The organism is Streptomyces sp. NPDC101151, assembly GCF_044768335.1.
Classification (GTDB): domain Bacteria; phylum Actinomycetota; class Actinomycetes; order Streptomycetales; family Streptomycetaceae; genus Streptomyces.
The window spans coordinates 13,897-40,493 of the sequence record NZ_JBIWPP010000049.1 but is presented as its reverse complement, the minus strand read 5'-3'; the positions used below and the strand labels follow the sequence as shown (position 1 = coordinate 40,493).

22 protein-coding genes are annotated in these 26,597 nt (G+C 70.1%); 5 read left to right on the top strand and 17 right to left on the bottom strand.

Translation table 11 applies throughout. The features are described 5' to 3' along the window. Positions 1 to 20 precede the first annotated feature (20 nt). From ACIRU3_RS42580 to ACIRU3_RS42545, 8 genes are all read right to left on the bottom strand, one after another. Positions 21 to 1,253: a sarcosine oxidase subunit beta family protein gene (locus ACIRU3_RS42580; protein WP_404068912.1), complete on the bottom strand. Its 1,233-nt coding sequence runs from the start codon at positions 1,251 to 1,253 to the stop codon at positions 21 to 23. Continuing rightward, a complete protein-coding gene (glyA, locus tag ACIRU3_RS42575) occupies positions 1,250 to 2,533 on the bottom strand; it encodes a serine hydroxymethyltransferase (protein ID WP_404068909.1) in 1,284 nt (427 codons plus the stop codon). Before glyA ends, ACIRU3_RS42580 begins: the two co-directional genes overlap by 4 nt. After that, entirely contained in the window at positions 2,530 to 3,390 is an 861-nt protein-coding gene (locus tag ACIRU3_RS42570) for a bifunctional methylenetetrahydrofolate dehydrogenase/methenyltetrahydrofolate cyclohydrolase (RefSeq protein ID WP_404068907.1), read from the bottom strand. The genes glyA and ACIRU3_RS42570 overlap by 4 nt, the downstream gene beginning before the upstream one ends. Positions 3,391 to 3,426: 36 nt before the next feature. Further along, positions 3,427 to 5,865 carry an FAD-dependent oxidoreductase gene (locus ACIRU3_RS42565; RefSeq protein WP_404068904.1) on the bottom strand — a complete coding sequence of 813 codons (2,439 nt, stop codon included), beginning with the start codon at positions 5,863 to 5,865 and terminating at the stop codon, positions 3,427 to 3,429. Positions 5,866 to 6,126: 261 nt separating this feature from the next. Beyond that, positions 6,127 to 7,092, bottom strand: a complete 966-nt coding sequence (locus ACIRU3_RS42560) for an ABC transporter substrate-binding protein (RefSeq protein ID WP_404068901.1) — start codon at positions 7,090 to 7,092, stop codon at positions 6,127 to 6,129. Positions 7,093 to 7,105: 13 nt separating this feature from the next. Continuing rightward, positions 7,106 to 9,106 (bottom strand): ABC transporter permease, encoded by a 2,001-nt coding sequence (locus ACIRU3_RS42555; protein ID WP_404068927.1) that lies wholly within the window; start codon positions 9,104 to 9,106, stop codon positions 7,106 to 7,108. Further along, on the bottom strand, positions 9,106 to 10,197 hold the full coding sequence (locus ACIRU3_RS42550) for a glycine betaine/L-proline ABC transporter ATP-binding protein (RefSeq protein WP_404068898.1): 1,092 nt from the start codon (positions 10,195 to 10,197) through the stop codon (positions 9,106 to 9,108). Before ACIRU3_RS42550 ends, ACIRU3_RS42555 begins: the two co-directional genes overlap by 1 nt. A 20-nt stretch (positions 10,198 to 10,217) precedes the next feature. After that, positions 10,218 to 11,687, bottom strand: coding sequence for an aldehyde dehydrogenase family protein (locus tag ACIRU3_RS42545; protein WP_404068895.1), 1,470 nt, complete (start codon positions 11,685 to 11,687; stop codon positions 10,218 to 10,220). Between the two features lie 219 nt (positions 11,688 to 11,906). Between ACIRU3_RS42545 and purU the strand changes: the two genes are divergently transcribed. Then, positions 11,907 to 12,779: a formyltetrahydrofolate deformylase gene (gene purU, locus ACIRU3_RS42540; protein WP_404068892.1), complete on the top strand. Its 873-nt coding sequence runs from the start codon at positions 11,907 to 11,909 to the stop codon at positions 12,777 to 12,779. Positions 12,780 to 12,848: 69 nt separating this feature from the next. On the opposite strand, the gene ACIRU3_RS42535 is transcribed toward purU, so the two are convergent. Together ACIRU3_RS42535 and betA are read right to left on the bottom strand one after the other, a co-directional pair. Next, positions 12,849 to 13,685, bottom strand: a complete 837-nt coding sequence (locus tag ACIRU3_RS42535; RefSeq protein ID WP_404068889.1) for a 5,10-methylenetetrahydrofolate reductase — start codon at positions 13,683 to 13,685, stop codon at positions 12,849 to 12,851. A 3-nt stretch (positions 13,686 to 13,688) separates the two neighbouring features. After that, positions 13,689 to 15,359 (bottom strand): choline dehydrogenase, encoded by a 1,671-nt coding sequence (gene betA / locus ACIRU3_RS42530; protein ID WP_404068886.1) that lies wholly within the window; start codon positions 15,357 to 15,359, stop codon positions 13,689 to 13,691. 155 nt (positions 15,360 to 15,514) lie between these two features. On the opposite strand from betA, the gene ACIRU3_RS42525 reads away from it, so the two are divergent. Further along, positions 15,515 to 16,312, top strand: coding sequence for an IclR family transcriptional regulator (locus tag ACIRU3_RS42525; RefSeq protein ID WP_404068883.1), 798 nt, complete (start codon positions 15,515 to 15,517; stop codon positions 16,310 to 16,312). A gap of 60 nt (positions 16,313 to 16,372) precedes the next feature. Here the strand turns inward: ACIRU3_RS42525 and ACIRU3_RS42520 are convergent, their stop codons facing one another. The 6 genes from ACIRU3_RS42520 to ACIRU3_RS42495 all read right to left on the bottom strand — a co-directional run bounded on the left by ACIRU3_RS42520 (position 16,373) and on the right by ACIRU3_RS42495 (position 21,796). Further along, positions 16,373 to 17,506: an aromatic ring-hydroxylating dioxygenase subunit alpha gene (locus tag ACIRU3_RS42520; RefSeq protein ID WP_404068880.1), complete on the bottom strand. Its 1,134-nt coding sequence runs from the start codon at positions 17,504 to 17,506 to the stop codon at positions 16,373 to 16,375. A gap of 130 nt (positions 17,507 to 17,636) precedes the next feature. Continuing rightward, a complete protein-coding gene (locus ACIRU3_RS42515; RefSeq protein WP_404068877.1) occupies positions 17,637 to 18,800 on the bottom strand; it encodes an NAD(P)/FAD-dependent oxidoreductase in 1,164 nt (387 codons plus the stop codon). Next, entirely contained in the window at positions 18,797 to 19,159 is a 363-nt protein-coding gene (locus tag ACIRU3_RS42510) for a bifunctional 3-phenylpropionate/cinnamic acid dioxygenase ferredoxin subunit (protein WP_404068874.1), read from the bottom strand. Before ACIRU3_RS42510 ends, ACIRU3_RS42515 begins: the two co-directional genes overlap by 4 nt. Before the next feature lie 250 nt (positions 19,160 to 19,409). Then, on the bottom strand, positions 19,410 to 20,042 hold the full coding sequence (locus ACIRU3_RS42505; protein WP_404068872.1) for an MBL fold metallo-hydrolase: 633 nt from the start codon (positions 20,040 to 20,042) through the stop codon (positions 19,410 to 19,412). Then, positions 20,042 to 21,127, bottom strand: coding sequence for an S-(hydroxymethyl)mycothiol dehydrogenase (locus tag ACIRU3_RS42500; protein ID WP_404068869.1), 1,086 nt, complete (start codon positions 21,125 to 21,127; stop codon positions 20,042 to 20,044). The genes ACIRU3_RS42505 and ACIRU3_RS42500 overlap by 1 nt, the downstream gene beginning before the upstream one ends. 282 nt (positions 21,128 to 21,409) lie before the next feature. Next, positions 21,410 to 21,796, bottom strand: coding sequence for a winged helix-turn-helix transcriptional regulator (locus ACIRU3_RS42495; RefSeq protein WP_404068866.1), 387 nt, complete (start codon positions 21,794 to 21,796; stop codon positions 21,410 to 21,412). A 131-nt stretch (positions 21,797 to 21,927) separates the two neighbouring features. Between ACIRU3_RS42495 and ACIRU3_RS42490 the strand changes: the two genes are divergently transcribed. Then, positions 21,928 to 22,581: an FMN-dependent NADH-azoreductase gene (locus tag ACIRU3_RS42490; RefSeq protein ID WP_404068863.1), complete on the top strand. Its 654-nt coding sequence runs from the start codon at positions 21,928 to 21,930 to the stop codon at positions 22,579 to 22,581. A gap of 233 nt (positions 22,582 to 22,814) precedes the next feature. On the opposite strand, the gene ACIRU3_RS42485 is transcribed toward ACIRU3_RS42490, so the two are convergent. Continuing rightward, entirely contained in the window at positions 22,815 to 24,350 is a 1,536-nt protein-coding gene (locus ACIRU3_RS42485; protein WP_404068861.1) for a hypothetical protein, read from the bottom strand. Between the two features lie 111 nt (positions 24,351 to 24,461). On the opposite strand from ACIRU3_RS42485, the gene ACIRU3_RS42480 reads away from it, so the two are divergent. Next, positions 24,462 to 25,694, top strand: a complete 1,233-nt coding sequence (locus ACIRU3_RS42480) for a sensor histidine kinase (protein WP_404068858.1) — start codon at positions 24,462 to 24,464, stop codon at positions 25,692 to 25,694. Beyond that, a complete protein-coding gene (locus ACIRU3_RS42475) occupies positions 25,691 to 26,365 on the top strand; it encodes a response regulator transcription factor (protein ID WP_404068855.1) in 675 nt (224 codons plus the stop codon). Before ACIRU3_RS42480 ends, ACIRU3_RS42475 begins: the two co-directional genes overlap by 4 nt. Positions 26,366 to 26,597: the final 232 nt, after the last annotated feature.

Sequence of the window (26,597 nt, the reverse complement as noted above, 5' to 3'; positions counted from 1 at the left end):
TTCGGCTCCCTTGAGGATCCCTAGTGGGCCACCGCGGCCGCGCCGTGCTCGTCGACGAGCGCGCCGGTGGTGAAACGGTCGAGCGAGAAGGGGGCGTTGAGGGCGTGGGGGGTGTCGTGGGCGATGGTGTGGGCGTAGACCCAGCCGACGCCCGGGGTGGCCTTGAAACCGCCTGTTCCCCAGCCGCAGTTGAGGTAGAGGTTGTCGACCGGGGTGAGGCCGACGATCGGCGAGGCGTCGGGGCTGACGTCGACGATGCCGCCCCAGGTGCGCAGCACATGGGCGCGGGCGAAGACGGGGAAGAGCTCCAGGGCCGCCGACATCTGCTCTTCGATGATGTGGAAGGCGCCGCGCTGGGTGTAGGAGTTGTACGCGTCGATGCCGGCGCCCATCACCAGCTCGCCCTTGTGCGCCTGGCTGACGTACACGTGGACGGCGTTGGACATGACGACCGTGGGGTGGACGGGCTCCAGCAGCTCGGAGACGAGGGCCTGCAACGGGTGGCTCTGCAGCGGGAGTTCGATGCCTGCCATCGCCGCGAGCACGGAGGTGTGGCCGGCCGAGCAGAGGGCCACCCTGCCCGCCGCGATCGGCCCCCGGGTCGTCCGGACGCCGACCACCCGGCCACCGACCACATCCAGGCCGGTGACCTCGCAGTTCTGAATGATGTCGATCCCGGCCGCGTCCGCCGAGCGCGCGAAACCCCAGGCCACGTAGTCGTGCTTGGCGATGCCGGCGCGCGGCTGGTAGGTACCGCCGAGGACCGGGTAGCGCACGTCGGGTGAGGTGTTGACGATCGGGCAGACCTCTTTGACCCGCTCGGCGTCGAGCCATTCGGCGTCCACGCCGTTCAGCCGGTTCGCCTCGACGCGGCGCACGCTGTCGCGGACGTCCTGGAGGCTGTGGGCGAGGTTCAGGACACCCCGCTGGGAGAAGAGGATCGGGTAGTCCAGCTCCTCCTCCAGTCCTTCCCACAGTGTGAGAGCGTGTTCGTAGATGCCCGCGCTCTCGTCCCACAGGTAGTTGGAGCGGATGATGGTGGTGTTGCGGGCCATGTTGCCGCCCCCGAGCCAGCCCTTCTCCAGCACGGCGACGTTGGTGATGCCGTGGTTCTTCGCCAGGTAGTGGGCGGTGGCGAGGCCGTGTCCGCCGCCGCCGACGACGACCACGTCGTACGACCGTTTCGGCTCGGGCGTGCGCCAGAGCCAGTCGGGGTGGTCGGGGAGGTCGGCGCCTGGGGTGCTGGGGCTCATCGGGCGTCTCCGGCTTCCGAAAGGTGCGGGTAGAGCGGGTGCTTGGCCGCCAGGGCCGCCGTACGGGCCCGCAGCGCGGGCACGTCCGGCTCTGGCTGGAGGGCCAGGGCGATCACGTCGGCGACCTCGGCGAAGTCTTCCTCGGTGAATCCGCGCGTGGCGAGGGCGGGGGTGCCGATGCGCAGGCCCGAGGTCACCATGGGCGGGCGCGGGTCGAAGGGGACGGCGTTGCGGTTGACGGTGATGCCGATCTCGTGGAGGAGGTCCTCCGCCTGACGGCCGTCCAGTGAGGAGTCCCGGAGGTCGACGAGGACCAGGTGGACGTCCGTGCCGCCGCTCAGCACCCGCACACCGGCCGCCGCGGCGTCGGACCGGGCCAGGCGCTCGGCCAGGATGCGGGCGCCGGCCAGCGTGCGGGCCTGGCGTTCGGCGAACTCGGGCGAGGCGGCCACCTTGAAGGAGACCGCCTTCGCGGCGATGACGTGCTCCAGCGGGCCGCCCTGCATGCCGGGGAACACCGCCGAGTTGACCTTCTTGGCGAGATCGGCCTCGTTGGTGAGGATCACGCCGCCGCGGGGGCCGCCGAGCGTCTTGTGCGTCGTGGTCGTGACCACGTGCGCGTGCGGTACGGGGCTGGGGTGCAGTCCGGCGGCGACCAGGCCCGCGAAGTGCGCCATGTCGACCATGAGGAGGGCTCCGACGTCGTCGGCGATGCGGCGGAAGGCCGCGAAGTCCAGCTGCCTCGGGTACGCCGACCAGCCCGCGATGATCATCTTGGGGCGGTGCTCCTTGGCGAGGCGCTCCACCTCGTCCATGTCCACGCGGTTGTCCGCCTCGGCCACGTGGTACGGCACGACGTCGAGCGTCCTGCCGCTGTAGTTGATACGCATGCCGTGGGTGAGATGGCCGCCGTGCGCCAGGTCGAGGCCGAGGATCGTGTCGCCGGGCTGGAGGAGGGCGAAGAAGACGGCGGTGTTCGCCTGGGCGCCGGAATGCGGCTGGACGTTGGCGTAGCCGGCGCCGAACAGGGACTTGACGCGTTCGATGGCCAGGCGCTCGGTGACGTCGACGTGTTCACAGCCGCCGTAGTAGCGACGGCCGGGGTAGCCCTCGGCGTACTTGTTGGTGGCGACCGAGCCCTGGGCCTCCATGACGGCGGCAGGCGCGAAGTTCTCGGAGGCGATCATCTCGAGGGTGGACTGCTGGCGGTGCAGTTCTGCGCGGAGGGCGGCGTGGACCTCGGGGTCCAGCTCCGCCAGGGGGGTGTTCAGCGCGTTCATACGGTGTTCGCGTTCCTCTCGGCGGCCTCGACGACGTTGGCGAGCAGCATCGCCCGGGTCATGGGGCCCACGCCCCCCGGCATCGGCGCGAGCCAGCCGGCGACCGTGGCGGCCTCCGGGTGCACATCGCCGACCAGCCCGCGCTCGGTGCGGGTGATGCCGACGTCCAGGACCGCCGCGCCGGGGCGCAGCATGTCCTTGGTGATCAGTCCGGGCGAGCCGGCCGCCGCGACGACGATGTCCGCCTCGCGCACGTGCCGGGCCAGGCCCTTGGTTCCGGTGTGGCACAGGGTCACGGTGGCGTTCTCGGAGCGGCGGGTCAGCAGGAGGCCGAGGGGACGGCCGACCGTGATGCCCCGGCCGATCACGCACACGCGCGCGCCGGCGAGCGGCACCTCGTACCGGCGGAGCAGCTCGACGATGCCGCGCGGGGTGCAGGGCAGCGGGGCGTCGACGCCCAGTGCGAGCCGGCCGAGGCTGACGGGGTGCAGTCCGTCCGCGTCCTTTGCGGGGTCCATGCGTTCCAGCACGGCGTTCGTGTCCAGGTGGCCCGGGAGGGGCAGTTGGACGATGTAGCCGGTGCAGGCCGGGTCGGCGTTGAGTTCGTCGATGACGTCCTCGACCTGCCGCCGGCTCGCGTCGGCGGGCAGTGTGCGGCGGATGGAGGCGATGCCCACCTGCGCGCAGTCGCGGTGCTTGCCGGCGACGTAGGCACGGCTGCCGGGGTCGTCGCCGACGAGGACGGTGCCCAGGCCCGGCGGCCGGCCGCCGCCGGCGGTCGACTTGGCGACACGCTCGGCGAGTTCACGGCGGATCTCGGCGGCGGTGGCCCCGCCGTCCAGTTTCTCTGCGGTCACCTGCGGTGCTCCTTCCCTGGAAGGTCTCGCGGTGTATCAGCCACGCAGCCGGGACATGGCCGGGTCGAACAGGGGCTCCTCGGCGACGACGGCCTGCACACGCTGGTCGAAGTAGCCGATGTGCACGGTGGTGCCGGGGGTGGCGAGTCCGGACGGAAGCCAGGCGTAGGCGATGCCCTTGCCGATCGTGCAGCCGTAGGCGGCGCTGGTGACGTAGCCGACGGCGCGCCCGTCGGCGTAGACGGGCTCCTTGCCCATGACGACGGCCCGGGGGTCGTCGATGGTGAGGCAGGTGAGCTTGCGGCGGACATCGGTCCTACGGCGCTGCAGGGCCGCCTTGCCGATGAAGTCGTCCTTGTCGAGCTTGACGGCGAAGCCGACGCCGGCCTCGTAGGGGTCGTGCTCGTAGGTCATGTCGGTGCCGAAGGAGCGGTAACCCTTCTCCAGGCGGAGGCTGTTGAAGGCACCGCGGCCGGCGACGATCCCGCCCAGCGGCTCGGCCGCCCCCCACAGCGTGTCCCAGAGCTTCTGGCCGAGGTCGGCTGTGGTGTACAGCTCCCAGCCGAGTTCGCCGACGTACGACAGGCGCATCGCGGTGACGGGGACGCTGCCGATGTGGGCGCGCTTGGCACGGAAGTACTTCAGGCCGTCGTTGGAGAAGTCCTCGTCCGTCAGCGGCTGCAGGACCTTGCGGGCCAGCGGTCCCCACAGGCCGATGCAGCAGGTGCCGGGGGTGATGTCGCGGACCTGGACCGTGCCGTCGGCGGGGAGGTGGCGGGTGAACCAGTCGAGGTCCAGATTGCCGTTGGCGCCCACCTGGAAGAGGTCGCGGGCGAGCCGGGCCACGGTGATGTCGCTGCGGATGCCGCCGTCGTGGTCGAGGAGCAGGGTGTATGTCACCGAGCCGACCGACTTCGCGACCTTGCCGGTGACCAGCCGCTCCAGGAAGTCCGCGGCACCGGGACCGCTCACCTCGAGGCGCTTGAGGGCCGTCATGTCGTACATCGCGACGGTCTCTCGGGTGACCTGCGCCTCGGCGCCGACGATGGGCGACCAGTACTGCGCCGCCCAGTCGTTGGGAGTGGGAATGGAACGCCCTTCGACCAGTGCCGAGTTGGCCTCGTACCACTGGGGGCGCTCCCAGCCGCCCGCCTCCAGGAAGAACGCGCCGTATTCCTGCTGACGGGCGTAGAAGGGGCTGGTGCGCAGGGGGCGCGGCTTTCCGGACGGCTGGAGCGGGTGCAGGATGTCGTAGACCTCGGCGAAGTTCTGGCAGTCGCGGGCCAGGACGTATTCCGGGGCGAGCTGGTGCGGCTCGAAGCGGTTGACGTCGCACTCGTGCAGGTCGAAGGAGGAGCAGTAGCCGTCGACCAGCCATTCCGCGACGGCCCGGCCGACGCCGGCGGAGTGGGTGACCCACACGGCCTCCGCGACCCAGAAGCCCTTGACCTCCGGTGACTCGCCGAGCAGCGGGTAGCCGTCTGTGGTGAAGGAGAACAGGCCGTTGATGCCCTCCTCGACCTTGGCCTCCTTCGTCGCGGGGAGCAGCGACCGGGTCTCGGTCCAGGCGTCCTCGAAGTCCTCTTCGGTGAACTCGAGGACCGACGGCATCTCTTCGGCCTCGTCGATGGAGAGGATGTCGTCGGCCGAGACGGGCATCGGGCGGTGGCCGTAGGAGCCGATGCCGATGGCGTCGAAGCGGTCGCGGTAGTAGAGGTCGGCGTCCTGGTGGCGCAGGATGGGGCGGACCGCCTCTTCGGTCTGGCCCGCGAGGGCCGGTACCGGGCCGGTCCAGGCGAGCTGGTGGGCGAGCGGGGTGAGCGGGAGGTTCATCCCGACCATGCGGGCGATCCTGGGGCCCCAGATGCCGGCGCAGCACACGACGATGTCGGCGGGGATCTCGCCCTGGTCGGTCAGCACGCCGGTGACGTGGCCCTCGCTCTGCCGTACGTCGAGGACCTCGTGGCGGGCGAGGAAGCGCACGCCCCGCCCGGTGGCCCGGCGGATCTGCGCCTCGACGGCGAGAACGGCCTTGGCGAGGCCGTCGGTGGGGACGAGGAGGCCGCCGAGCACCCTGTCGCGGTTGACCAGCGGATGCTGCTCGACGCATTCGTCGGCGGTCAGCAGCCGGGACTCGATGCCCCAGGCGGCGATCCAGCCGTGGCGGCGGTGGAGTTCGGCGAGACGCTCGGGGGTGGTCGCCACTTCGAGGCCGCCGACCTGCAGGAAGCAGGGCCTGCCGTCCACGTCGAGGGAGCAGAACTTCTCGACGGTGTAGCGGGCCAGTTCCGTCATGGTCTTGGAGGGGTTCGTCTGGAAGACCAGGCCCGGGGCGTGCGAGGAGGATCCGCCGGTGGCCGGGAGGGGGCCCTGGTCGACCACGGTCACTTCGGTCCAGCCGCGCGCGGAGATCTCGTCCGCGAGGGCCGCTCCCACGACGCCCGCTCCGATGATGACCACTCGGGGTCCCGCCATCGCTCAACCTCCGAACTCGAAACCGGTCCAGTTGCTGTCTGCGCAACTTGATTCAGGTTGCGCAACTCAATGTGCCTGCCCCCGAGGAAAGGTGTCAAGGGGGCGCAAGGCGTCGGTGAACAGCGCGAAAGACCAACGGGCCCGGCCGGCTGCGCTGGCAGCCTGCCGGGCCCGTTCAGGTGTTTTCGGGGTCGCCGACGCGTCACCGCTCCACGGCGGGAGACGGTGACGGCGGCGCTGCCCCGGACGTGTCGCCGCCCGCTACTTCAGCCAGGCGTCGACCTTGGCGCGGTTGGCCCCGACCCACTTCTTGGCCGCCGCCTCGGCGGACATCTTGTCCACCGCGATGTACTTGGCGACGGTGTTCTGGTCGTCGTTGGTCCAGTTGAACTTCTTGACCAGGTCGTATGCCGGGCTGCCCGACTTGGCGAACTTCGCGCTGACGATCTTGTCCAGGTCGTAGACGGGATAGTCGCAGGCGACCTTCGCCGCGTCGGTGTCGCAGCCCGTCGTGTACTTGGGAAGGTCCACCTTCACCAGCGGCACCTCGGACAGGAACCACTGCGGCTCGTAGAAGTAGCCGATCACCCACTGCTTGTTCTTCTCGGCCGTCCGGAAGGCCTGGATGAGCGCGGTCTCGCTGCCCGCGTACACCACCTTGTAGTCCAGCTTCAGGTTCTTCACCAGCGCCGCGTCGTTGGTGACGTACGACGGGTCGCCGTCCAGCAGCTGACCCTTGCCGCCCGACTCGGAGGTCTTGAACTCGGCGGCGTACTTGTCGAGGTTCTTCCAGTCGGTGATGTCCGGGTGGGCCTTGGCCAGCCACGGCGGCACGTACCAGCCGATGACCCCCTTGTTGCCGGTCTGCCCGGCCTCGACGGCGGTCTTCTGCCCGGAGATGTACTTCTTCTTCAGATCGTCGTGGCCCCAGTTCTCCAGGACGGCGTCGACCTCGCCCGTCCCGAAGCCCTGCCAGGCGATCTCCTCCTTGAGATCCTTCTTGTTCACCGTGCAGCCGAGGTCGTGCTGTGCGATGTACGCGACGACCGCCGCGTCCGCCTCGTAACCCACCCACGGGTTGACGGCGAGGTTGAACGTGCCGCACTTGCCGCCCGAGCTCTTCGAGCCCCCGGAGGAGCTGTCGCCGACCTTCGCCCCTCCGCACGCCGTGAGGGTGAGGCCGAGGACGGCCAGGCCGGCCGCGCCGGCTCGCCAGTGTCTTGCCATGGTGTCCTGCTCCTTATGCCCTGGTGCGTCGCGCCGCAGCCTGCGTGATCCGGTCGAACATGACTCCGAGCAGTACGATGGCGAGTCCCGCCGCCAGCCCCTTGCCGTACAGCTCTCCCTGCGAGAATCCGGCCACGACGTCGTAGCCGAGGGCGCCGGCCCCTACCAGGCCGCCCACCACAACCATCGACAGCACATAGATCAGACCCTGGTTGGTCGCGAGCGTCAGGGCGCTGCGTGCCATCGGCAGCTGGACCTTGGTGATGATCTGCCAGGTGTTGCACCCGGCCGAGGTGGCCGCCTCCACGGTGGACTCGGGCACGTTTCGCACACCGTCCGCGATGATCTTGATGGCGACGGGCGCGGCGTAGACGACGGCCGCGACGATCGCGGTGAACCGGGTGGCGCCGAAGAGGGCCAGGAACGGCACGAGATAGACGAACGGCGGCATGACCTGGGCGGCGTCCAGGGTGGGCCGCACCAGCCGGTCCACGAGCAGGCTGCGTCCCATCCAGACGCCGAAGACGGCGCCGAGCAGCATCACCAGCACCGTGGCCACGGCGGTCGAGGCTAGTGTCGTCATGCTGTCCGACCACAGGCCCGTGCCGACGAGCAGTGCGACGCACGCGGCGGCCGTCGCCCCGGCGCGCCATCCGCCGAGCACCGCGCCGAGCGCGACCAGGGTGGCGCCGACGAGCCACCACGGGGAGTCGGTGAGCAGTGTCTGGAACGGGTTGAGCAGACCGTTGGTGATGACGTCCCGAAGGGCGTTGGTCAGGCCCGAGAGATGGTCCTGCAGCCAGGTGGTCGTGGTGTCGGCCGCGCTCGCGATGTGACGGCCGGTGCTGCCGTCGCCGGGGAACTCGGCCGCCCAGACGAAGGTGTGGGACAGGTAGACCAGGACGGCCACCGCGATGCCGCCGGCCGCCAGCAGCGGCCTGCGCCACGTGAGAAGGCGGCCGCCCGAGCGGCGGGCCTCCTCGGCGCGTCCGGCCGCCGCCGTGGTGACCCGGTCGAGCACGATGGCCATGACGACGATGGCGAGGCCGGCGTTGAAGGCGGTGCCGACATCGAGCGACTGCAGGGCCTGGACGACGGTCTTGCCGAGGCCCGGCGCGTCGATCAGGGCGGCGATGGTCACCATGGCCAGGGCGGCCATGATGGTCTGGTTGACGCCCATGACCACCGTGCGCTTGGACATCGGCAGCAGCACCTTCACCAGTTGCTGGGACCGCGTCGTGCCGAGGGAGTCCGCCGCCTCGACGGTGGTCTCCGGTACGGAGCGGATGGCGTGCGCGGTGATGCGGATGGCGGGCGGTGCCGCGTAGATCACCGTGGTGATCACGGCGGAGGCCCCTCCGATGAGGAAGATCAGGGTCAGCGGAGCGAGGTAGACGAAGGTCGGCATCGTCTGCATGAAGTCCAGGAAGGGCGTCATGATCCGGTTGAACCGGTCGGAGAGGCCCGCCCACACGCCGAGCGGGATGCCGATGAGGAGCGCCACGAGGACCGCCGACAGGGTCAGCGCCAGCGTGTCCATGCTCTCCTGCCACAGGCCCTGCAGCCCGAAGAAGGTGAAGCCCGCCACCGCCAGGAGGGCGACCCGCCAGTTGCCCACGACCCAGGAGACGTAGCCGGCGAGTCCGACGACGCCGAGCCAGCCGATCTGCGGAACCGGGCGGTCGCCGGTGGGCTGGGAGATCAGGGACTGGACGAACGTCACCAGGTTGTCGATGCCCAGGCGGATCTCGTTGAAGAAGTACAGGAAGAGCGGGTTGGAGTTGCGGTTGGCTCCGATGGTGTCGTTGACGTCGTTCAACCAGCGGTGCAGACCGGTGAGGTCGGCAGCGGCGAGGGTCAGCGTCTGCCGGCCGCGCAGGACGGCGAAGAGCACCAGCCAGGCGATCAGGATCGCCGCCAGCACCATGGGGCGGCTGACCTTGCGGGCAGCCGGCGCGGCCACCGCCGTCGGGATCTTGTCGGTCTTCTCGGGCTTCTCCACCACTGTGGCCATCACGCGCCGCCTTCTTGCCCGGCCACCACCGCGAGGATCTCCTCATCGCCCACGATGCCGAGCAACTTCCCGTCTTCGACGACCTTGACCGGCTTGTCGGCGGCCAGCACCGCACGAGTGGCCTCGCGGACGACGACGTCCGGGCCGAGTTCGGGGCCGTCGAGCGCGTCGTCGGGCTGCGCGGGTCGCATGATCCAGCGCAGGGTCAGTACGTCGCCGCGCGGCACGTCCTTGACGAAGTCCCGTACGTAGTCGTCGGCGGGGGCGCCCACGAGTTCGTCGCCGGTGCCGCACTGGACCATCTTGCCGTCGCGCATGATCAGGATGCGGTCGCCCAGCTTCAGTGCCTCGGAGAGGTCGTGGGTGATGAAGACCATGGTCTTGCCGACCTCGTGGTGCAGGCGGATGACCTCGCTCTGCATGTCGCGGCGGATCAGCGGGTCGAGCGCGGAGAACGGCTCGTCGAAGAAGAGGACGTCGGGGTCGCCGGCGAGGGCGCGGGCGAGACCCACGCGCTGCTGCATGCCGCCGGAGAGCTGGTCGGGGTAGGCGTTCTCGTACCCGGACAGACCCACCAGTTCGACGATCTCCAGGGCCTTCCTGGTGCGTTCGGCCTTGCCCATGCCGCGGATCTCCAGGCCGAACGACACGTTGTCGACGACTCTGCGGTGCGGAAGCAGCCCGAAGTGCTGGAAGACCATGGAGAATTTGCTGCGCCGCAGTTCGCGCAGCCGCTTCGGGTCGGCGCCCCGGATGTCCTCGCCCTCGAAGACGACCTCGCCCGCGGTGGGTTCGATGAGCCGGGTGAGACAGCGCACCAGGGTGGACTTGCCGGAACCGGACAGGCCCATGACGACGAAGACCTCACCGGGCGACACCTCGAAGTTCACGTCGCGCACGGCGGCGGTGCAGCCGGTGCGGTCCATGAGCTCGCGGCGGGTGAGTCCGCACAGCTCCTCGGAGTCCGGTACCTGGTCGGCCTTGGGCCCGAACACCTTCCACAGCCGGCGCACGGAGATGACCGGGGTGCGGTCCTGGGGGTCCTTGGACGTGTCGCGCCGCTGCGACACCTCGGTCTGTGCTGGGGCCACGATCGACCTCTTTTCGGCATTCAGCCGCGGAACCAGTGCTGCGGCCGGGGTTGGATGTTCTGCCAGACGTGCTTCGGCTCTCGGTATTCGTCGAGCCCGGTCGGTCCCAGCTCCCGGCCCACGCCCGAGTGCCCGAACCCGCCCCATTCCGCTTGCGGCACATAGGGGTGGTAGTCGTTGATCCACACCGTGCCGTGACGCAGCCGGCGTGCGACCCGCTGGGCCTTGCCCGCGTCCTGCGTCCAGACGGCTCCGGCGAGTCCGTACTCCGTGTCGTTGGCGATGCGTACGGCGTCGTCCTCGTCGCGAAAGCGCTCGACGGTGAGCACGGGTCCGAAGGACTCCTCGTGCACCACGCGCATGTCCTGCCGGCACTCGTCGAGGACGGTGGGCGGGTAGTAGAAGCCGTTCGCCAGCTCGGGGTCGGCGGGGCGGTCACCGCCGCAGCGCAGTACGGCGCCCTCGGCGAGGCCGGCGGCGACGTACGCCTCGACCTTCTCCCGGTGCTGTTCGGAGATCAGCGCACCCGTCTCGGCCTCGGGATCGAAAGGCCCGCCGAGCCGGATCGATTCGGCGCGGCGTACGACCTCGTCGACGAAGGCGTCGTGCAGCGAGTCCTCGACGATCAGCCGGGCGCCGGCCGAGCAGACCTGCCCGGAGTGCAGGAAGACGGCGGTGAGCGCGAAGTCCACGGCGGTCGCGAAGTCCGCGTCGGCGAAGACCACGTTGGGGTTCTTGCCGCCGAGTTCCAGCGCGACCTTCTTCACCGTCGCTGCGGCGGTGGCCATGATGTGCCGGCCCGTGGCCAGCCCGCCGGTGAAGGACACCATGTCGACGGCCGGGTCCTCGGACAGCGGCGCGCCCACCTCGGCTCCGGCGCCCATCACGAGATTGGCGGCGCCGGCCGGGAGCCCTGCCTCGTGCAGGGCCCGCATCAGCAGGATCGAGGTGGAGGGCGTGAGTTCGCTGGGCTTGAGGACGACGGTGTTGCCCGCGAGCAGTGCGGGGGCGACCTTCCACGAGGCCTGGAGCAGTGGGTAGTTCCAGGGGGTGATCAGTCCGCAGACGCCGACGGGCTCGTAGGTGACCCGGCTGAGGGCGTCGTCGCGGCCGGTGTCCACCACCCGGCCGGCGCTGGTGCCGGCGATGCCGCCGTAGTAGCGGAAGCAGGAGACGACGTCGGCGATGTCGTACTCGCTCTCGACCAGTCGCTTGCCGGTGTCGAGCGACTCCGCGCGGGCGAACTCCTTGGCGTCGCGCTCGATGAGGCCGGCGGTGCGTAGCAGCAGTGCGCCGCGCTCACGCTCGGGGGTGTGCGGCCAGGGACCGGTGTCGAAGGCCCGCCGGGCCGCGGCGATCGCCGCCTCGGTGTCGGCACGCGTTCCCTCGGACACCGTCGCGACGAGCGTGCCGTCCGCCGGGCAGCGGATCTCCCGGTGGCCGCCGGCCACCGCAGCGCGCCATTCTCCGTCCACATACAGATCTGCCACGCGCCGAGCCCTTCGAATGGAATTCGTTGCGCATTGTGCATTGAATTGCTTGTGGTGGAACACCCTGGCCGAATGGGCTGACATACGTCAAGGGGTTGGCGGATCCCGATTCGGCCATCACGGCAGATGCCCCGACACCCTTGACCGCGGGCGGCACTCACCCCAACCTTGTTGCGTATCGCTCACCATGTTGTGCCATACGCACCAGGGAGGCCCTCCATGTCCCCTCGCCCGCAGCCCGGCCGTGAGTACGTCCTCACCCTCTCGTGTCCGGACACGGCCGGACTGGTCCACGCGGTGAGCGGCTTCCTCGTCAGGAACTCCGGCAACATCCTGGAGAGTCAGCAGTTCGACGACCGACTGCAGGGCCGTTTCTTCATGAGGGTCCACTTCGACGTCTCCGATCCGGAGGTCGACCTGGACCATCTGCGTCACCGATTCGGCCCCGTGGCCGAGGCCCACGGCATCACCTGGACGCTGCGGGACGCCGCGACCCCGACCCGGACGCTGATCATGGTGTCCAGGTTCGGCCACTGCCTCAACGACCTGCTCTTCCGCTGCCGCACCGGCGCCCTCAACATCGAGATCCCGGCCATCGTCTCCAACCACCGCGACTTCGAGTCGCTGGCGGAGACCTACGGCATCCCCTTCCACCACATCCCGGTGACCAGGGACACCAAGCCCGAGGCCGAGGCACGCCTGCTGGAGCTGGTACAGGAGTTGCACGTCGACCTGGTGGTCCTGGCCCGCTACATGCAGGTCCTGTCCGACGACCTGTGCAAGGAGCTGGAGGGCCGCGCCATCAACATCCACCACTCCTTCCTGCCGAGCTTCAAGGGCGCGAAGCCCTACCTGCAGGCGTACGAGCGGGGGGTGAAACTGGTCGGCGCGACGGCCCACTACGTGACGCCGGACCTGGACGAGGGCCAGATCATCGACCAGGACGTGGTCCGGGTGGACCACTCCCTCGACCCGGACGACCTCGTCACGGTCGGCCGGGACGTGGAGGCGCAGGTACTGGCCCATGCGGTGAAGTGGCACACCGAGAGCCGGGTGATGGTGGACGGGAACCGCACGGTGGTCTTCCGCTGAGCGTCGCAGGACCGCCGGGCGCACCCTGCCCGTCCGGCGGTCGAGGCCGAGGCCGTTCGGGCCGAACCCTCAGCCGTCCAACCGGTCCAGCAGGGCGCGGCGCCAGCGTTCCGTCTCCGCGATCTGGTTGAACGTGAAGACGTGCAGGCCGGCCACCTTGGCCGACGGTGCGGTCAGTGCCTGCGCCCCGCGCTCGAGCAGCCGCTCGGGCACGTACCCGCCGGGCGTCGCGAACCGCAGGAACCACGACGCGTGCCTGGTCAGGAAGCGCGTGGACTCCCCCACCCCGATCTTCGTCGCCATGGACAGCAGCTTGGCGCGCTGAACGGGCCCGGCGACGCCCACCTGCACGGGCAGTGTGACGTCACGCCGCCGTATCCGGGCGATCCAGTCGCCGAGCACGCGCGGATCGAAGCACAGGTTGCTGACGATGTACGTGGCGTGCGCGCGCTTGTCCCACATCGCCTGGATGGTGATGTCGTCGTGGATGAGCGGATGGCTCTCCGGATAACCGGTGATCCCCAGGTGCGCGAAGGGCCCGCCCAGCTCGTCCAGCTTGCGCAGCACCGGCAGCGCCCCGTCGTACGGCCCGGCCGGCGGGTCGGCGTCTCCCGCCGGGACGAAGACGTCGTCGACGCCCACCGTGCGCAGCAGCTCGACGACGTCCTTCAGGTGCATGTCGTCCCGCAGCAGCCGCGCGGGCACGTGCGGGACGACACGGTAGCCGTGTGCCGTGAGCCGCTCGGCGAGGCGGAGGGTCGGCTCAAGGCCCTTGACCGGCGACGCGGTGACCGTGACCGTGACATCGCGCGGCACATGGGCGAGAACCTTCTCCTCGGTCGCCTTCGCCGGCAGCACCTCGTAGCGGACACGGGCGAGCAGCGCCCGCAGGGCTTCGGCGCCCAAGGCCTACCCGGCCTGCTTCTGGGCGTCGCGGTGGCGGTAGTACGCGGCCTTGGAGGGCGCCTGCGGCTCCTTGCCGAGAATCAGGTCGGCCGCCTTCTCGGCGATCATCATCACCGGCGCGTAGATGTTGCCGTTGGTGACGTAGGGCATGACCGAGGCGTCGACGACGCGCAGCCCCTCCAGGCCGTGCACCCGCATGCTCAGCGGGTCGACGACGGCCATCTCGTCGGTGCCCATCTTGCAGGTGCAGGACGGGTGCAGCGCGGTCTCGCCCTCCTTGGCGACCCAGGCGAGGATCTCCTCGTCGGTCTCCACCGTCGGCCCGGGCGAGACCTCCCCGGCGTTGTACGGGGCGAGCGCGGGCTGGTCGAGGAGCCTGCGGGCGACGCGGATCGCCTCGACCCACTCACGGCGGTCCTGCTCGGTGGAGAGGTAGTTGAAGCGCAGCTCCGGGTGTTCCCGCGGGTCCTTGCTCTTGATCTTCACGGAGCCGAGCGCGTCGGAGTACATGGGCCCGACGTGCACCTGATAGCCGTGGCCGCCCGACGGCGAGGAGCCGTCGTAGCGGACCGCGACCGGCAGGAAGTGGAACATCAGGTTGGGGTAGTCCACGTCCTCGTTGCTGCGGGCGAAACCGCCGGCCTCGAAGTGGTTGGTGGCGGCCGGGCCCTTGCGGAAGAGCCACTGCAGCCCGATGAAGGGAGCGCGCCACTTCGCCATGTACGGCTGCATGGAAACGGGCTGCTTGCAGGCGTACTGGACGTACACCTCCAGGTGGTCCTGCATGTTCTCGCCGACGCCCGGCAGGTCGTGGACGACGTCGATGCCCAGGGCGGACAGCTCGGCGGCGTTGCCGACGCCGGAGAGCTGCAGCAGCTGCGGGGAATTGATCGCGCCGCCGCACAGGATGACTTCACGTGCCCGGACCTGCTGCGGCGCACCGCGACCGTGCCGGTACTCGACGCCGACCGCGCGCTTGCCCTCGAAGAGGACCCGGTGGACGAGGGCACGGGTCTTGACGGTGAGGTTCGGCCGCTTCCGCACGGGCTTGAGGTACGCCTTCGCTGCCGAGAGACGGCGTCCGCGATGCACATTGCGATCGAAGGGGGCGAACCCCTCCTGCCGATAGCCGTTGACGTCGTCGGTGCGTGCGTAGCCCGCCTCCTGGACGGCCTGGAGGAAGGCGCCGAACAGCGGGTTCGTGGCGGGGCCGCGCTCCAGGACCAGGGGGCCGTCGTGCCCGCGGAACTCGTCGTCGGGGTCGGCCGCGAGGCAGTTCTCCATCCGCCGGAAGTACGGCAGGCAGTGGGCGTAGTCCCAGGTCTCCATGCCGGGGTCGGCCGCCCAGCGCTCGTAGTCCATGGGGTTGCCGCGCTGGAAGATCATGCCGTTGATGCTGCTGGAGCCGCCCAGCACCTTGCCGCGGGCGTGGTAGATGCGCCGGCCGCCCATGTGGGGCTCGGGCTCGGACTCGTACTTCCAGTCGTAGAAGCGGTTGCCGATGGGGTAGGTCAACGCCGCGGGCATGTGGATGAACACGTCCCACGGATAGTCGGACCGGCCCGCCTCCAGCACCAGGACCCGGTTTCCGGGGTCGGCCGAGAGTCGGTTCGCCAGTGCGCTGCCGGCTGATCCACCGCCGACGATGACGAAGTCGTAGTGCAGGGGAGCCATGGTGCCTCGTCTCGCTCGCTCGCGCCGTCGATACGCGAGGCATGCTAGTACGGGTATCGCTATACGCACCAGGTTGCGAACCGCGCAACTTGCGGGGTCCGCGTTTCGGTGAGGTTGCTTGCAAGGGTGTTGTTTACTGCGCGTATAGTTCCGCTATGAGCAACTACAGTCCGGATACCGAAACGAACAGCTCGCAGTCCGGCGGGGTGCAGTCCGTCGACCGGGCCATCAGCGTCCTCGAGATCCTGGCCCAGCGCGGAGAAGCCGGCGTGAGCGAGGTGGCCGCCGAGATCGACGTCCACAAGTCGACCGCGTTCCGTCTGCTCGGCGCTCTGGAGGCGCGCGGACTGGTGGAGCAGTCGGGCGAGCGGGGCAAGTACCGGCTCGGTTTCGGCATCGTGCGCCTGGCGGGCGCCGTCACGGGACGCATCGACATCACCCAGCAGGGCCGTCCGGTGTGCGAGCGGCTGGCCGAGGAGATCGGCGAGACGGTCAACATGGCCGTGATGCAGGAGCACTTCGCGATCAACCTGTACCAGGTGCGCGGTCCGGGCGCCATCACCGCGCACAACTGGGTCGGCCAGCTGACCCCGCTGCACGCCACCTCCAGCGGCAAGATCATGCTGGCCCACCTGCCCGCCAAGAAGCGAGCCGCGCTGCTGACGGAGGCCGGCCTGAAGAAGGTGACTCCCCACACGATCTCCTCGAAGGCGAAACTCGAGAAGAACCTCGCCGAGGCCCGGGAGCGCGGCTACTCCCGGACGCTGGAGGAGCTGGAGATCGGGCTGCACGCCATGGCCGCACCGATCCGTGACCGGGAAGGCCGGGTCATCGCGTCGATCAGCGCCTCCGGACCCTCGTACCGGTTCACCGAGGAACGCATGCGCGAGCTGGCTCCGGTGCTGGTCGAGGGCGCGGAGGAGATCAGCCACCGCATGGGATACCTGGGCTGAGCGCACGGATCACCACGGCCGCGCCGCCCGCGTCGGCCACGGGTGGCACGCTCTCCTGCGCTACCCCGGCTGCCCCGTACCGAGACGCTCGTGCACCCAGTCGTGGAAGGCACCGATGTGGTGCTCACTGGGCACGAGCACACCGCCCTTGGCGTACAGCCGCGAACTCATGCCGGGCTGGGTGCGCTCGCAGGCGTCGAAGTCCTGGCGGTTGACCCGGTCGAACAGTTCCACGGACCGGCCGACGTCCTTGCCGCTCTCCACCACGTGGGGCAGGTAGAGCCAGTCGCACTCGACGACCGTACGGTCGACGGCCACCGGGTACATACGGTGGAAGATCACATGGTCGGGCACGAGGTTGATGAAGACCTGCGGCCTGACGGTGATCGCGTAGTACCGGCGATCCTGTTCCTCGGACACCCCCGGGATGCGGTCCAGGCCCTCGGAGCCGTCGACGGTGAAGCCCTGGATCTCCGTGCCGAACTCGGCGCCGTGGCCGACGTAGTACTGAGCGGCGTAGCCGTCGGCGAACTCGGGCAGCACCTCGGTGAGTTCGGGGTGGATCGTGGCGCAGTGGTAGCACTCCATGAAGTTCTCGATGATGAGCTTCCAGTTGGCCTTGACGTCGTAGACGATCCGCCTGCCCACGGAGAGGTCCGCGATGCCGTAGCGGTCGATCGACTCCACGTCGCCGAGACGGCTGACGACCTCGCCGACGACCTCCTCCTCGAAGGAGGGCGGGTTCTCCGCGAGGCAGACCCAGACGTAGCCGAGCCATTCACGGACGGCCACGCTCACCAGGCCGTACTCGGTGCGGCCGACGTCGGGCATCTTGGTGAGGTTGGGTGCCGCCACCAGCTTGCCGTCGAGGTCGTACGTCCAGGCGTGGTACGGGCACTGGAAGGCACGCCTGACCTCGCCGGTCCCGTCGGTGCAGAGCTTGGCTCCGCGGTGCCGGCAGACATTGAAGTAGGCGCGGATCGAGTGGTCCCGGGCCCGGGTGACGAGGATGCTCTCACGGCCCACGTCGACGGTGCGGAAGGCACCGGGCTTCGCCAGGTCGGAGGCGCGCACGACGCAGAACCACATCGCCTCGAAGAGGCGCTCCTGTTCCTGGGCGAAGACGCCGGGGTCCGTGTAGGCGGAGCCGGGGAGGGTGGCGATCAGGCTGTCCGGCAGGTTTGTCGAGGTCAACGCTGCACTCCTCGGGAAACGTCGTGGAAAGGTGAGTCACGCGCCGGGAAGAGCGACTTCGAACGGCGTTGTACATGAAGCAACGCTGCGCGTTAAGTGCAACGCAGCATGGGATGTCGCAAACACGCTGTCAAGACACGGCAGCGGTGAACTGCTTGCGCCAGCGGGTGAACAGCCGCGGCTGGTTCATCCCGAGCACGGCGACCGGCCTGCCGGCCCGCCGGTAGACGGCCAGGAAACTGCGGTCTCCGGTGGCACCTTCCTCGACCGTCACACTGTCGGCCCCGGCCGCGTGGCCGACGAACTGAATCTTCACGCCGTACTGATCGGACCAGAAGTACGGGGGCCTGGGCACGCCCGGTTCCGTCGCACCGTGGGCGAGCAGCGTCGCCACGGCGGCGTCGGGCCGTTCCAGCGCGCCGGTCCAGTGCTCGACCCTGCGGTGGAATCCGGTGCGCGGGTCGTACCAGTTGGCACAGTCCCCCACGGCGACCACCCCGGCCAGACCGGTGCGTCCGTCGGCGCCGCACTTCACTCCGTTGTCGAGCACGACGCCCGACCCCTGCAACCAGTCGACGCAGGGAAGCGCACCCACGCCGACGACGACGGTGTCGGCGGGAACGCTGCGGCCGTCCTCCAGCAGTACGGAATCCACCCGGTGTTCCCCGCCCAGCCCCTTGACCCCCACCCCGCACAGCAGCCGTACGCCGTGGTCTGCGTGGAGGGCGGAGACGACCGAGCCCATGGCCTCGCCGAGCGGTCCGGCCAGGGGTGTCGGCGCCGCCTCGATCACGGTGACGTCGAGGCCGAGGACGTGGGCCGTGGCGGCGACCTCGGCGCCGATGAATCCGCCGCCGATCACCACCAGCCGTCCGCCCCTGGCCAGTTCGTCCCGCAGGGCGCGGGCGTCGTCGAGGGTGCGCAGCGCGTGGACTCCGGCCAGGCCCTCGGTGCCGGGTAGGGTACGGGCCGCCGCCCCGGTCGCGATGACCACGCCGTCGGCGCGTATCTCCCGGCCGTCGGCGAGCCGGATCGCCCGCTCGTGGCGGTCGAGCCCGGTGGCGCGGACGCCGAGCACCCACTCCGCCCGGAGTTCCTCGTCGTCCCTTTCCAGGGCCAGATCCGCTTCGCCCATGGCACCGGACAGGAACTCCTTGGACAACGGCGGCCTGTCGTACGGCCGGTGGGGCTCGTCGCCGATGACGACCAGCCGACCGTCGTACCCGCGTTTGCGCAGCGAGCGCGCGGCCGACAGTCCGGCGAGCGAGGCGCCCACCACGGCCACGGTCCTCACGCGGGGCCTCCGGCCAGGCGGGAGGCGATGCACGGCGGCAGGTTGGGCGCCTCCATGGACAGCCGCACGTAGACCATTCCGTCCTCGACGAGGACCTCGTGCGTGCGGACCGGGAGCTTGGCCGGCGGTGCGTCCACGGCTCCGGTGCGCAGGTCGAACTTGGAGGCGTGCAGCGGGCATTCCACCTCGCAGCCCTCCAGCCAGCCGTCGGCGAGCGAGGCGTCCTGGTGGGTGCAAGTGTCGTCGATGGCGAAAAGCTCGCCGTCATCGGTATGGAACACCGAGACCGGCGGATCGACGTCGAGCCGGTGGGCCTCGCCTCGCGGCAGATCCGCGAGACGGCACGCGGGAATCATCATGACACCTCGGTGCGTATAGCGAAACGGATTGCGATTAGCGCAACGCCAGTTTGCGGGCCGCGTCAAACCCTTGTCAAGGCGTCCAAGGGTCGGTTCGATGCGGGCGCGACGGCGGTTTTCCGGGCACGCCGAATTGCCCCGGACACCAACGGTGAGCAGGGCGAACAGACATTGCGTCAGGGCGCGACGGCCGCGTCGCCGGCGATGGCGCCCAGGGCACCGCCACCGGGGCGAGGCCGTCGCCGGGCGGTCAGCAGCCCCGGTCGATCCACTCCTGAAGATGGGGCGCCTCGGCGCCGATGGTGGTGGTGTCGCCGTGGCCCGTATGCACCACGGTGTCGTGCGGCAGCGCGAGGAGACGGTCCCTGATCGAGCCGATGATGGTGGGGAAGTCGCTGTACGACCGCCCCGTCGCCCCCGGTCCGCCCGCGAAGAGCGTGTCGCCGCTGAAGAGGGCGGCGAGGTCCGGCGCGTACAGACAGACGGCTCCGGGGGCGTGGCCCGGGGTGTGCAGCACGGTCAGGCGCGCGCCCGCGACCGTGACGGCCTGTCCGTCGGCCAGTTCACCGTCCGGCGTCCGGTCGGGGTGGGTCTGCTTCCACAACGGCAGATCGTCGGGGTGCAGCAGGACCGGGGCACCGGTCCTGTCGGCGAGGTCGGGCGCAGCGTCGATGTGGTCGTTGTGCGCGTGGGTGCACACGATCGCGCGCAGGGTGCGTCCGCCGAGGGCCAGGACGATGGCGTCGGCGTCATGAGCGGCGTCGATGACGACCGCCTCGCTGTCGTCACCCACGATCCACACGTTGTTGTCGACGTCCCAGGTGCCGCCGTCCAGGGAGAACGTCCCCGAGGTGACGAGGCGTTCGATGCGCGCGCCTGCCATCAGAGGACCACCACCGAACGCAGGACGTCACCGTGGTGCATCCGCTCGAAGGCCTTCTCGACCTCGTCCAGTGCGATGGTCTCGGTGACGAAGGCGTCCAGGTCGAGGCGGCCCTGCAGGTAGAGGTCGATGAGCATCGGGAAGTCGCGGGAGGGCAGGCAGTCGCCGTACCAGGACGACTTCAGCGAGCCGCCGCGGCCGAACACGTCCAGCAACGGCAGCTCCAGCTTCATCTCCGGGGTCGGTACGCCGACCAGCACCACCGTCCCGGCGAGATCGCGGGCGTAGAAGGCCTGCCGGTAGGTCTCCGGACGGCCCACCGCCTCGATCACGACATCGGCGCCGAACCCCCCGGTCAGCTCGCGCACCGCGTCGACCGCGTCGGTCTCCTTGGAGTTGACCGTGTGGGTAGCGCCCAGCTTCTTCGCCGTGGCCAGCTTGCGGTCGTCGATGTCCACCGCGATGATCTTCGCCGCACCCGCCAGATTCGCTCCGACGATCGCCGCGTCCCCCACGCCGCCGCAGCCGATGACCGCCACGCTGTCACCGCGTCCGACGTTGCCGGTGTTGATGGCGGCGCCGATCCCCGCCATCACCCCGCAACCCAGCAGTCCGGCGGCGGCCGCCGAGGCGGCCCGGTCCACCTTGGTGCACTGCCCGGCCGCCACCAGCGTCTTCTCGGCGAAGGCGCCGATCCCCAGAGCCGGCGAGAGTTCCGTGCCGTCGGTCAGGGTCATCTTCTGCTTCGCGTTGTGCGTGTCGAAGCAGTACCAGGGGCGCCCGCGCAGACATGCACGGCACTGGCCGCACACCGCGCGCCAGTTCAGGATCACGAAGTCACCGGGTGCCACGTCCGTGACGCCCTCGCCCACCGACTCCACCACCCCCGCCGCCTCGTGCCCCAGCAGGAAGGGGAAGTCGTCGCTGATGCCGCCCTCGCGATAGTGCAGATCGGTGTGGCAGACGCCGCAGGCCTCGATCCTGACGAGCGCCTCGCCCGGACCGGGGTCGGGCACGACGATCGTTTCCAGACTGACGGGGGCGCCCTTGCTCCGCGCGACGACAGCACGGACCTGCTGAGACATGGCCACTCCTCGCTGACAGAGGGGCAAGATGTTGCCTATTACGGCACGCATCTCGCGTTTCGCAACACAGCATCGCGAAGAGCGAGGCGGCGGTCAAGGAGTCGTCACGGGTTCCGGCGCACGGCCGTGAGAGCGCCGTCCGCACACCGGCACAGCACATCGGCGCACGCCTCTTCCGCCAAGCCCGCGCGGCCACGTCCGCTCGAGCGGCTTCGGCGGCGCACACCGTCGTACCGGGAAGGCCGCCCCGCACCTCGAGCGGCGGAAACCGGGCCCGAGCCCCTACCCCCCGGAGGCGGCGGTCGCCTCACCGGGGCACGACAGCGAGACACCGTGCGCCTCCGGGAGATGCTCCTCCGCCCAGCCCCGCAGCTCCCGCAGAGCCGGATCCAGGGCGGCGCCGGCGCCCGTCAGCCGGTACGAGACGCGCAGCGGCGGGCCCTCGTCCACCTCGCGCAGGACCAGCCCCGCCGCCCCCAGCTCGGTCAGGCGGTCCGAGAGCATGCGCTCACTGATACCGGGGATGGCACGGCGCAGGTCGGCGAAGTGCACCGGGCGCTCCATCAGCACGGCCACGATCAAGCCCGTCCAGCGCTTTCCGAGCAGCGCGAAGACGCGCGTGATCGCCGTGTCGACCGTCTTGCAGGGGTCAGTGACCGCTTCCTCCATGCCTTGAGTCTACTGTGACGACCATCGCAGGTGAAAAAAAGTAAGTGGCTGTGTTATCAATAGGTACACACGGAACCGCAGCCCCCCGCTGCGCTTCGTTTCTTGCCGTTCCCCGCTCTTTGGAGATCCTCATGGCCACGCTGCTGCACCTGGACTCGTCCCTCTTCCCCGAGTCCGCCTCCGCCTCCCGTTCCGTCACCGCGGCCTTCCGCAAGGCATGGGAGGAACAGCACCCCGACGGCACGGTGATCTACCGGGACCTCGCCACCGCCCCGGTGCCGCACCTGGACGCCGTCACCGCGTCCGCCGGATTCAGCGACCCGGCCGGCCACACCCCCGAGCAGGCGGCCGCCTTCGCCGGGCGGCTGGAGCTGATCGAGGAGCTGGAGAGCGCGGACGCCGTGCTCATCGGCGCTCCGATGTACAACTTCACGGTTCCGTCCACGTTGAAGGCCTGGCTCGACCAGGTGATCCTCATGGGCCGCACCGCCGGGGTGGAGGCGTCGCCCGTCAAGGGAGCCCCGGTCTACGTCGTGGCCAGCCGTGGCGGTTCCTACGCTCCCGGCACTCCGCGCGAGGGCTATGAGTACGTACAGAACTACCTGCGGGCGATCTTCGTCGACATGCTCGGCATGGAGGTCGACTTCATCGTCCCGGAGCTCACCATGGCCCACTCCAACCCCGCCATGGCGGAGCTGATCCCGCTGGCCGAGACCTCGAAGGCCAAGGCGCACGAGGACGCCGTCGCCAAGGGCAAGGCGGCAGCGGCGAAGGCCGCCGCCTGATACGGCGTGCGGCGCCGGGCCTTCGGCCGCAGCCGAAGGCCCGGCGCCGACCGGCGGCTTCTTGGCCGCCGCCCTGTGATCGTGCGGTGCGGTCGGTCTCGCGCGGGGCCAGGTCCCGATCCTGGAAGGTCGACGGCCGTCCGTCCTCGCGGACCGGACGCCGCCCGCCCGCGCCCGTCGATCCCGTCCGCGGCCACGGTGGCTATCGGGCAGGTCCGTTCCTGAGGCGCGCCTCAAGCAGCCGGGCCTGTCGGTCGAGCTTCGCGCGCGGCACCGCGCGGCAGGCGGTGCGCAGCAAGCCCCAGGGCGATCACCGTGTACGCACACAGCACTGCGATCCCGGCCCACCACGGAAGCGGGAAGTATCCGGCGGAGGGCACGTAGTGAGCGACGACTTGCGGATAGGCGGTGAGGGTCTGCTGGGCGGCGAATCCGGCGGCCGGAGTGGCCCGCAGCAGCCACCGGGCCAGGCCGTCGGGCAGTAACGGGACCGCAGTCACGGCGTACGGGACGGCGATCGCCGAGACGGCGACGAGGATCGCGAGCCAGGCGCGGCGAAGCATGACGCCGAGGCTGAGAGCGAGCACGGCCGCCAGGGCGAGGACGGCGGCGATTCCGACCACGACCCGCACTCCGGTGAGCGTGGACGCCTCGGTGACGGGCATCCCGTTCGCCTTCAGGATCGCCGTGCCGACCGGGATCACGGAGCCGACGGCGAGAAGACCGGTCAGGAACGTGACGACTCCCACGACCGTCGCCTTCGCCGCGAACACCCTGCGGGTGCCCGCTGCGCCGCCGCCGGGCTCGCGGCCGTACCCGGCGGTGGCGAACCGCACCGCGACCACAAGCACGATGAGCAGCGCCAGGGTCAGTCCGGTGAGGGTGCGCTCCACGGGGTAGCTGCCCTCGGTCCCTGTCGGCCCGATGTCGCCGGTGCCGGTGACGGTGATCGTGCCGTTCGCCCCGGTCCTCGCCTCGGATGCCCGGTGGTATTTCTCCCAGTCGGTGTGGTTCATCTCGCCGACGGCCTCGCTGCTCCAGCCCTCGGCGGGGGCTGTGCCCGTCAGGGTGACATGGTCGAAGACGCCGCCGGCCTGTGTGAAGCGCGTTTCCTCGGTAGCGCCCCCGAGACCGGTCGGCCGCAGCGTCAAATCGCCCGGGGAGGTGGCGAACAGGCCGACCTGTACGGTCGTGGGCAGCCCGGACAGTGTCGCCGTGCCAACCTTCGTCCACCGCTTGCCGTCGGCGGACTCGTAGCCGGTGATGCTGTCGCCCGACCGCGTCAGCCGCAGCCATCGCGGCGCCTTCGCAGAGACCCCACCGGCGCGGCCCGCGATGTCATGGTGGTAGTCGTACTGCATCCGCACACCGTGGCCGCCGGTGAGCATCAGCGCCGCGTAGGAGGCCCCCTGACGGACACCGTCCTTGACGATGATCCCGGCCTTCGCCCAGGGCACCAGCCCGGAGACGATCTCATCATGGTCCGGCGGCGGGTAGGTGATGGTGCCGGCCATGGACGTCATCCGGACAGTGATGCCTCCGTTCTCGCCCAGATCCCGGTGCAGAAACCAGAACTGGTCGCTGACGGTGGAGCCGTCCGGTCCGGTCGGGTCGGCCGGGCACGAGCCGTCGCAGGACGCATGGTTGCCGGCCGAGTGGAGCAGACCGAGGGCGAGGACGGCCAGAGCCGCGGCCGCCATCGCGAGCAGCCGGCCCGGCCGCCGGAATGCGGTCCACTCCTGACGGAGCAGTGTCTTGGTCGTGGGCATGGTCCGGTTCTACGGACTCGCCCATGACATCGTCGGAACGGCTGCTGTGATGTCGTTGTTAGGTGCGGCGGGGCATTCTGGGTCCGACCAGACCTGACAGGGAGAGCATCCATGGGCAAGCTGCGGCAGGGGACCGTCGGACGGCGGTTCACGATCCTGTATGCCGTGATGTTCCTCGTGTCCGGAATCGGGCTGCTCGCCCTGGCCTACCTGCTGTCCGGCAGCGAGGCGACCCACGTCGCTCCCGGTCAGCCCCAGACCGGCCCGACCAGTCTCGCCGCTGCCGAACAGCACATCCGCGACCTTGAGGGGCAGCTCTCGGACGTGCATGCGCAGCAGTCCCGCCAGTTGCTGGCCGGCTCGCTGATCGCGCTGACGGTGATGGCAGTCGTCTCGCTGCTGCTCGGCCGGGCCCTCGCCGGCCGCGTCCTGCGCCCGCTGCGGCTGATCACCGCGGCGACACGGCGGATCTCCGCCGACAGTCTGCACCGGCGGCTTGCCGTAGCCGGGCCCGCCGATGAGGTCAAGGAGCTCGCCGACACGATCGACGGTCTTCTGGAACGCCTCGAGGCCTCGTTCGCCGCGCAGCGTCGGTTCGTCGGCAACGCCTCGCACGAGCTGCGCACCCCACTGGCGACGATGCGGGCGTCGCTGGACGTGGCCGTCGCCAAGCCGCAGGCCGCTGCGCCGACCGTGGCACTCGCCCATCGGCTGCGGACCGAACTCGACCGGGTGGACCGCCTGTTGGACGGCTTTCTCGTCCTTGCCCGGGCGCAGCACGGCGCCCTCGCCGACCCGACTGTCGTGTCGCTCGACCAACTGGCCGGGGAGGCGCTGAACGCACGGGCCGCCGACATCGCCGCGAAGAGCCTGAGCGTCGACGACGAGGTGCGGCCGAAGGCCTGGACGCGAGGCAGCCCGGCGCTGTTGTCGCGGCTGGTGGAAAATCTGATCGACAACGCGATCGTGCACAACGAGGAGGGAGGCTGGATCCGGATCGCCACCGGTCACGACGACAGCGAGGCGCGTCTCGTCGTCGAGACCGGCGGGCGCGTCCTCGACCAGGACCGGGTGGACCGGCTGGGGCAGCCGTTCGAGCGGCTGGGCGCCGACCGGACGGGGTCGGAGGAGAGTTCCGGCCTGGGGTTGTCGATCGTCTCGGCGATCGCCGCCGCCCACGGTGGCAGCCTCGCCCTCCGAGCCCGGCCGGAGGGCGGCCTGCGGGTCACGGCCGCGTTGCCGTCGGCGGCCGATGCGGGAGGCGGCCGGTGCGAAAGGCCCGAACAGCTCGACGGGACCGAACGGTTCGAAGGGAGCGGCCCGTTCGGAGGGATGACGCCGTGAGGGTGCTGGTCGTCGAGGACGCGCGGGCGCTCGCCGAGGTCGTCGCCGAGGGGCTGCGCGACCAGGGGATGGCTGTCGACATCGCGCATGACGGGCTGGCCGCCGCAGCCAAAATCGACCTCACGTCGTACGACGTGGTGGTCCTCGACCGCGACCTGCCCGGCATCCACGGCGACACGCTCTGCCAGATGATCACCGAGCGGGACGATCGGGCCATGGTGTTGATGCTGACCGCCGCCGGGTCGCCCGGCGACCGGGTCAGCGGTCTCACCCTCGGCGCCGACGACTACCTCGCCAAGCCCTTCCACTTCCCGGAACTGATCCTGCGCATCCGTTCCCTGGCCCGCCGCAGGCCCGCGGCCCGGGCACGCACGCTGCGCGTCGCCGGCCTCGAACTCGACCCGGTACGCCGGACCGCCTTCCGCGACGGCCGTCCGATGGAGCTGTCCGTCAAGGAGTTCGCTGTCCTGGAGGCGCTGTTGCGGGCCAGTCCGGGATTCCTGAGCACCGAGGAACTCCTGGAACAGGTGTGGGACGAGAACGCCGACCCGTTCACCCATACGGTGACCGTCACCATCGGCCGGTTGCGCCGGAAGCTGGGCGGTCCGCCGGTCATCACGACGACCCCCGGGGTGGGTTACCGCATCGACGAGGCACCACCCGGCCATTAGACCTCCGACCGGCCGGCGCACTGGCCGTCCGCAGCGCTGGACCGTTCCCGCGCCATCCGTGAGTTTCGAGTGCCGGAACCAGGCCCCTCGGCCTCACGGGCAGCGCAAGGCCCGCGCCGGTCGGAGGCGTTCAGAGAGATCGCCCCGAACTCCTGCTGTTCCGGGGCTGGTTCAGGCCAGGGTCCGGGCGCGGCCGACTCCGTGATCCGTCGGACAGAGCCTGGCGGTGAGG

Bases quoted from the DNA above. Each gene is read 5' to 3' on its own strand.
- ACIRU3_RS42580 (WP_404068912.1), bottom strand. From the start codon at position 1,253: ATGAGCCCCAGCACCCCAGGCGCCGACCTCCCCGACCACCCCGACTGG.
- glyA (WP_404068909.1), bottom strand. From the start codon at position 2,533: ATGAACGCGCTGAACACCCCCCTGGCGGAGCTGGACCCCGAGGTCCAC.
- ACIRU3_RS42565 (WP_404068904.1), bottom strand. From the start codon at position 5,865: ATGGCGGGACCCCGAGTGGTCATCATCGGAGCGGGCGTCGTGGGAGCG.
- ACIRU3_RS42560 (WP_404068901.1), bottom strand. From the start codon at position 7,092: ATGGCAAGACACTGGCGAGCCGGCGCGGCCGGCCTGGCCGTCCTCGGC.
- ACIRU3_RS42555 (WP_404068927.1), bottom strand. From the start codon at position 9,106: ATGGCCACAGTGGTGGAGAAGCCCGAGAAGACCGACAAGATCCCGACG.
- purU (WP_404068892.1), top strand. From the start codon at position 11,907: ATGTCCCCTCGCCCGCAGCCCGGCCGTGAGTACGTCCTCACCCTCTCG.
- betA (WP_404068886.1), bottom strand. From the start codon at position 15,359: ATGGCTCCCCTGCACTACGACTTCGTCATCGTCGGCGGTGGATCAGCC.
- ACIRU3_RS42525 (WP_404068883.1), top strand. From the start codon at position 15,515: ATGAGCAACTACAGTCCGGATACCGAAACGAACAGCTCGCAGTCCGGC.
- ACIRU3_RS42510 (WP_404068874.1), bottom strand. From the start codon at position 19,159: ATGATGATTCCCGCGTGCCGTCTCGCGGATCTGCCGCGAGGCGAGGCC.
- ACIRU3_RS42505 (WP_404068872.1), bottom strand. From the start codon at position 20,042: ATGGCAGGCGCGCGCATCGAACGCCTCGTCACCTCGGGGACGTTCTCC.
- ACIRU3_RS42500 (WP_404068869.1), bottom strand. From the start codon at position 21,127: ATGTCTCAGCAGGTCCGTGCTGTCGTCGCGCGGAGCAAGGGCGCCCCC.
- ACIRU3_RS42495 (WP_404068866.1), bottom strand. From the start codon at position 21,796: ATGGAGGAAGCGGTCACTGACCCCTGCAAGACGGTCGACACGGCGATC.
- ACIRU3_RS42490 (WP_404068863.1), top strand. From the start codon at position 21,928: ATGGCCACGCTGCTGCACCTGGACTCGTCCCTCTTCCCCGAGTCCGCC.
- ACIRU3_RS42485 (WP_404068861.1), bottom strand. From the start codon at position 24,350: ATGCCCACGACCAAGACACTGCTCCGTCAGGAGTGGACCGCATTCCGG.
- ACIRU3_RS42480 (WP_404068858.1), top strand. From the start codon at position 24,462: ATGGGCAAGCTGCGGCAGGGGACCGTCGGACGGCGGTTCACGATCCTG.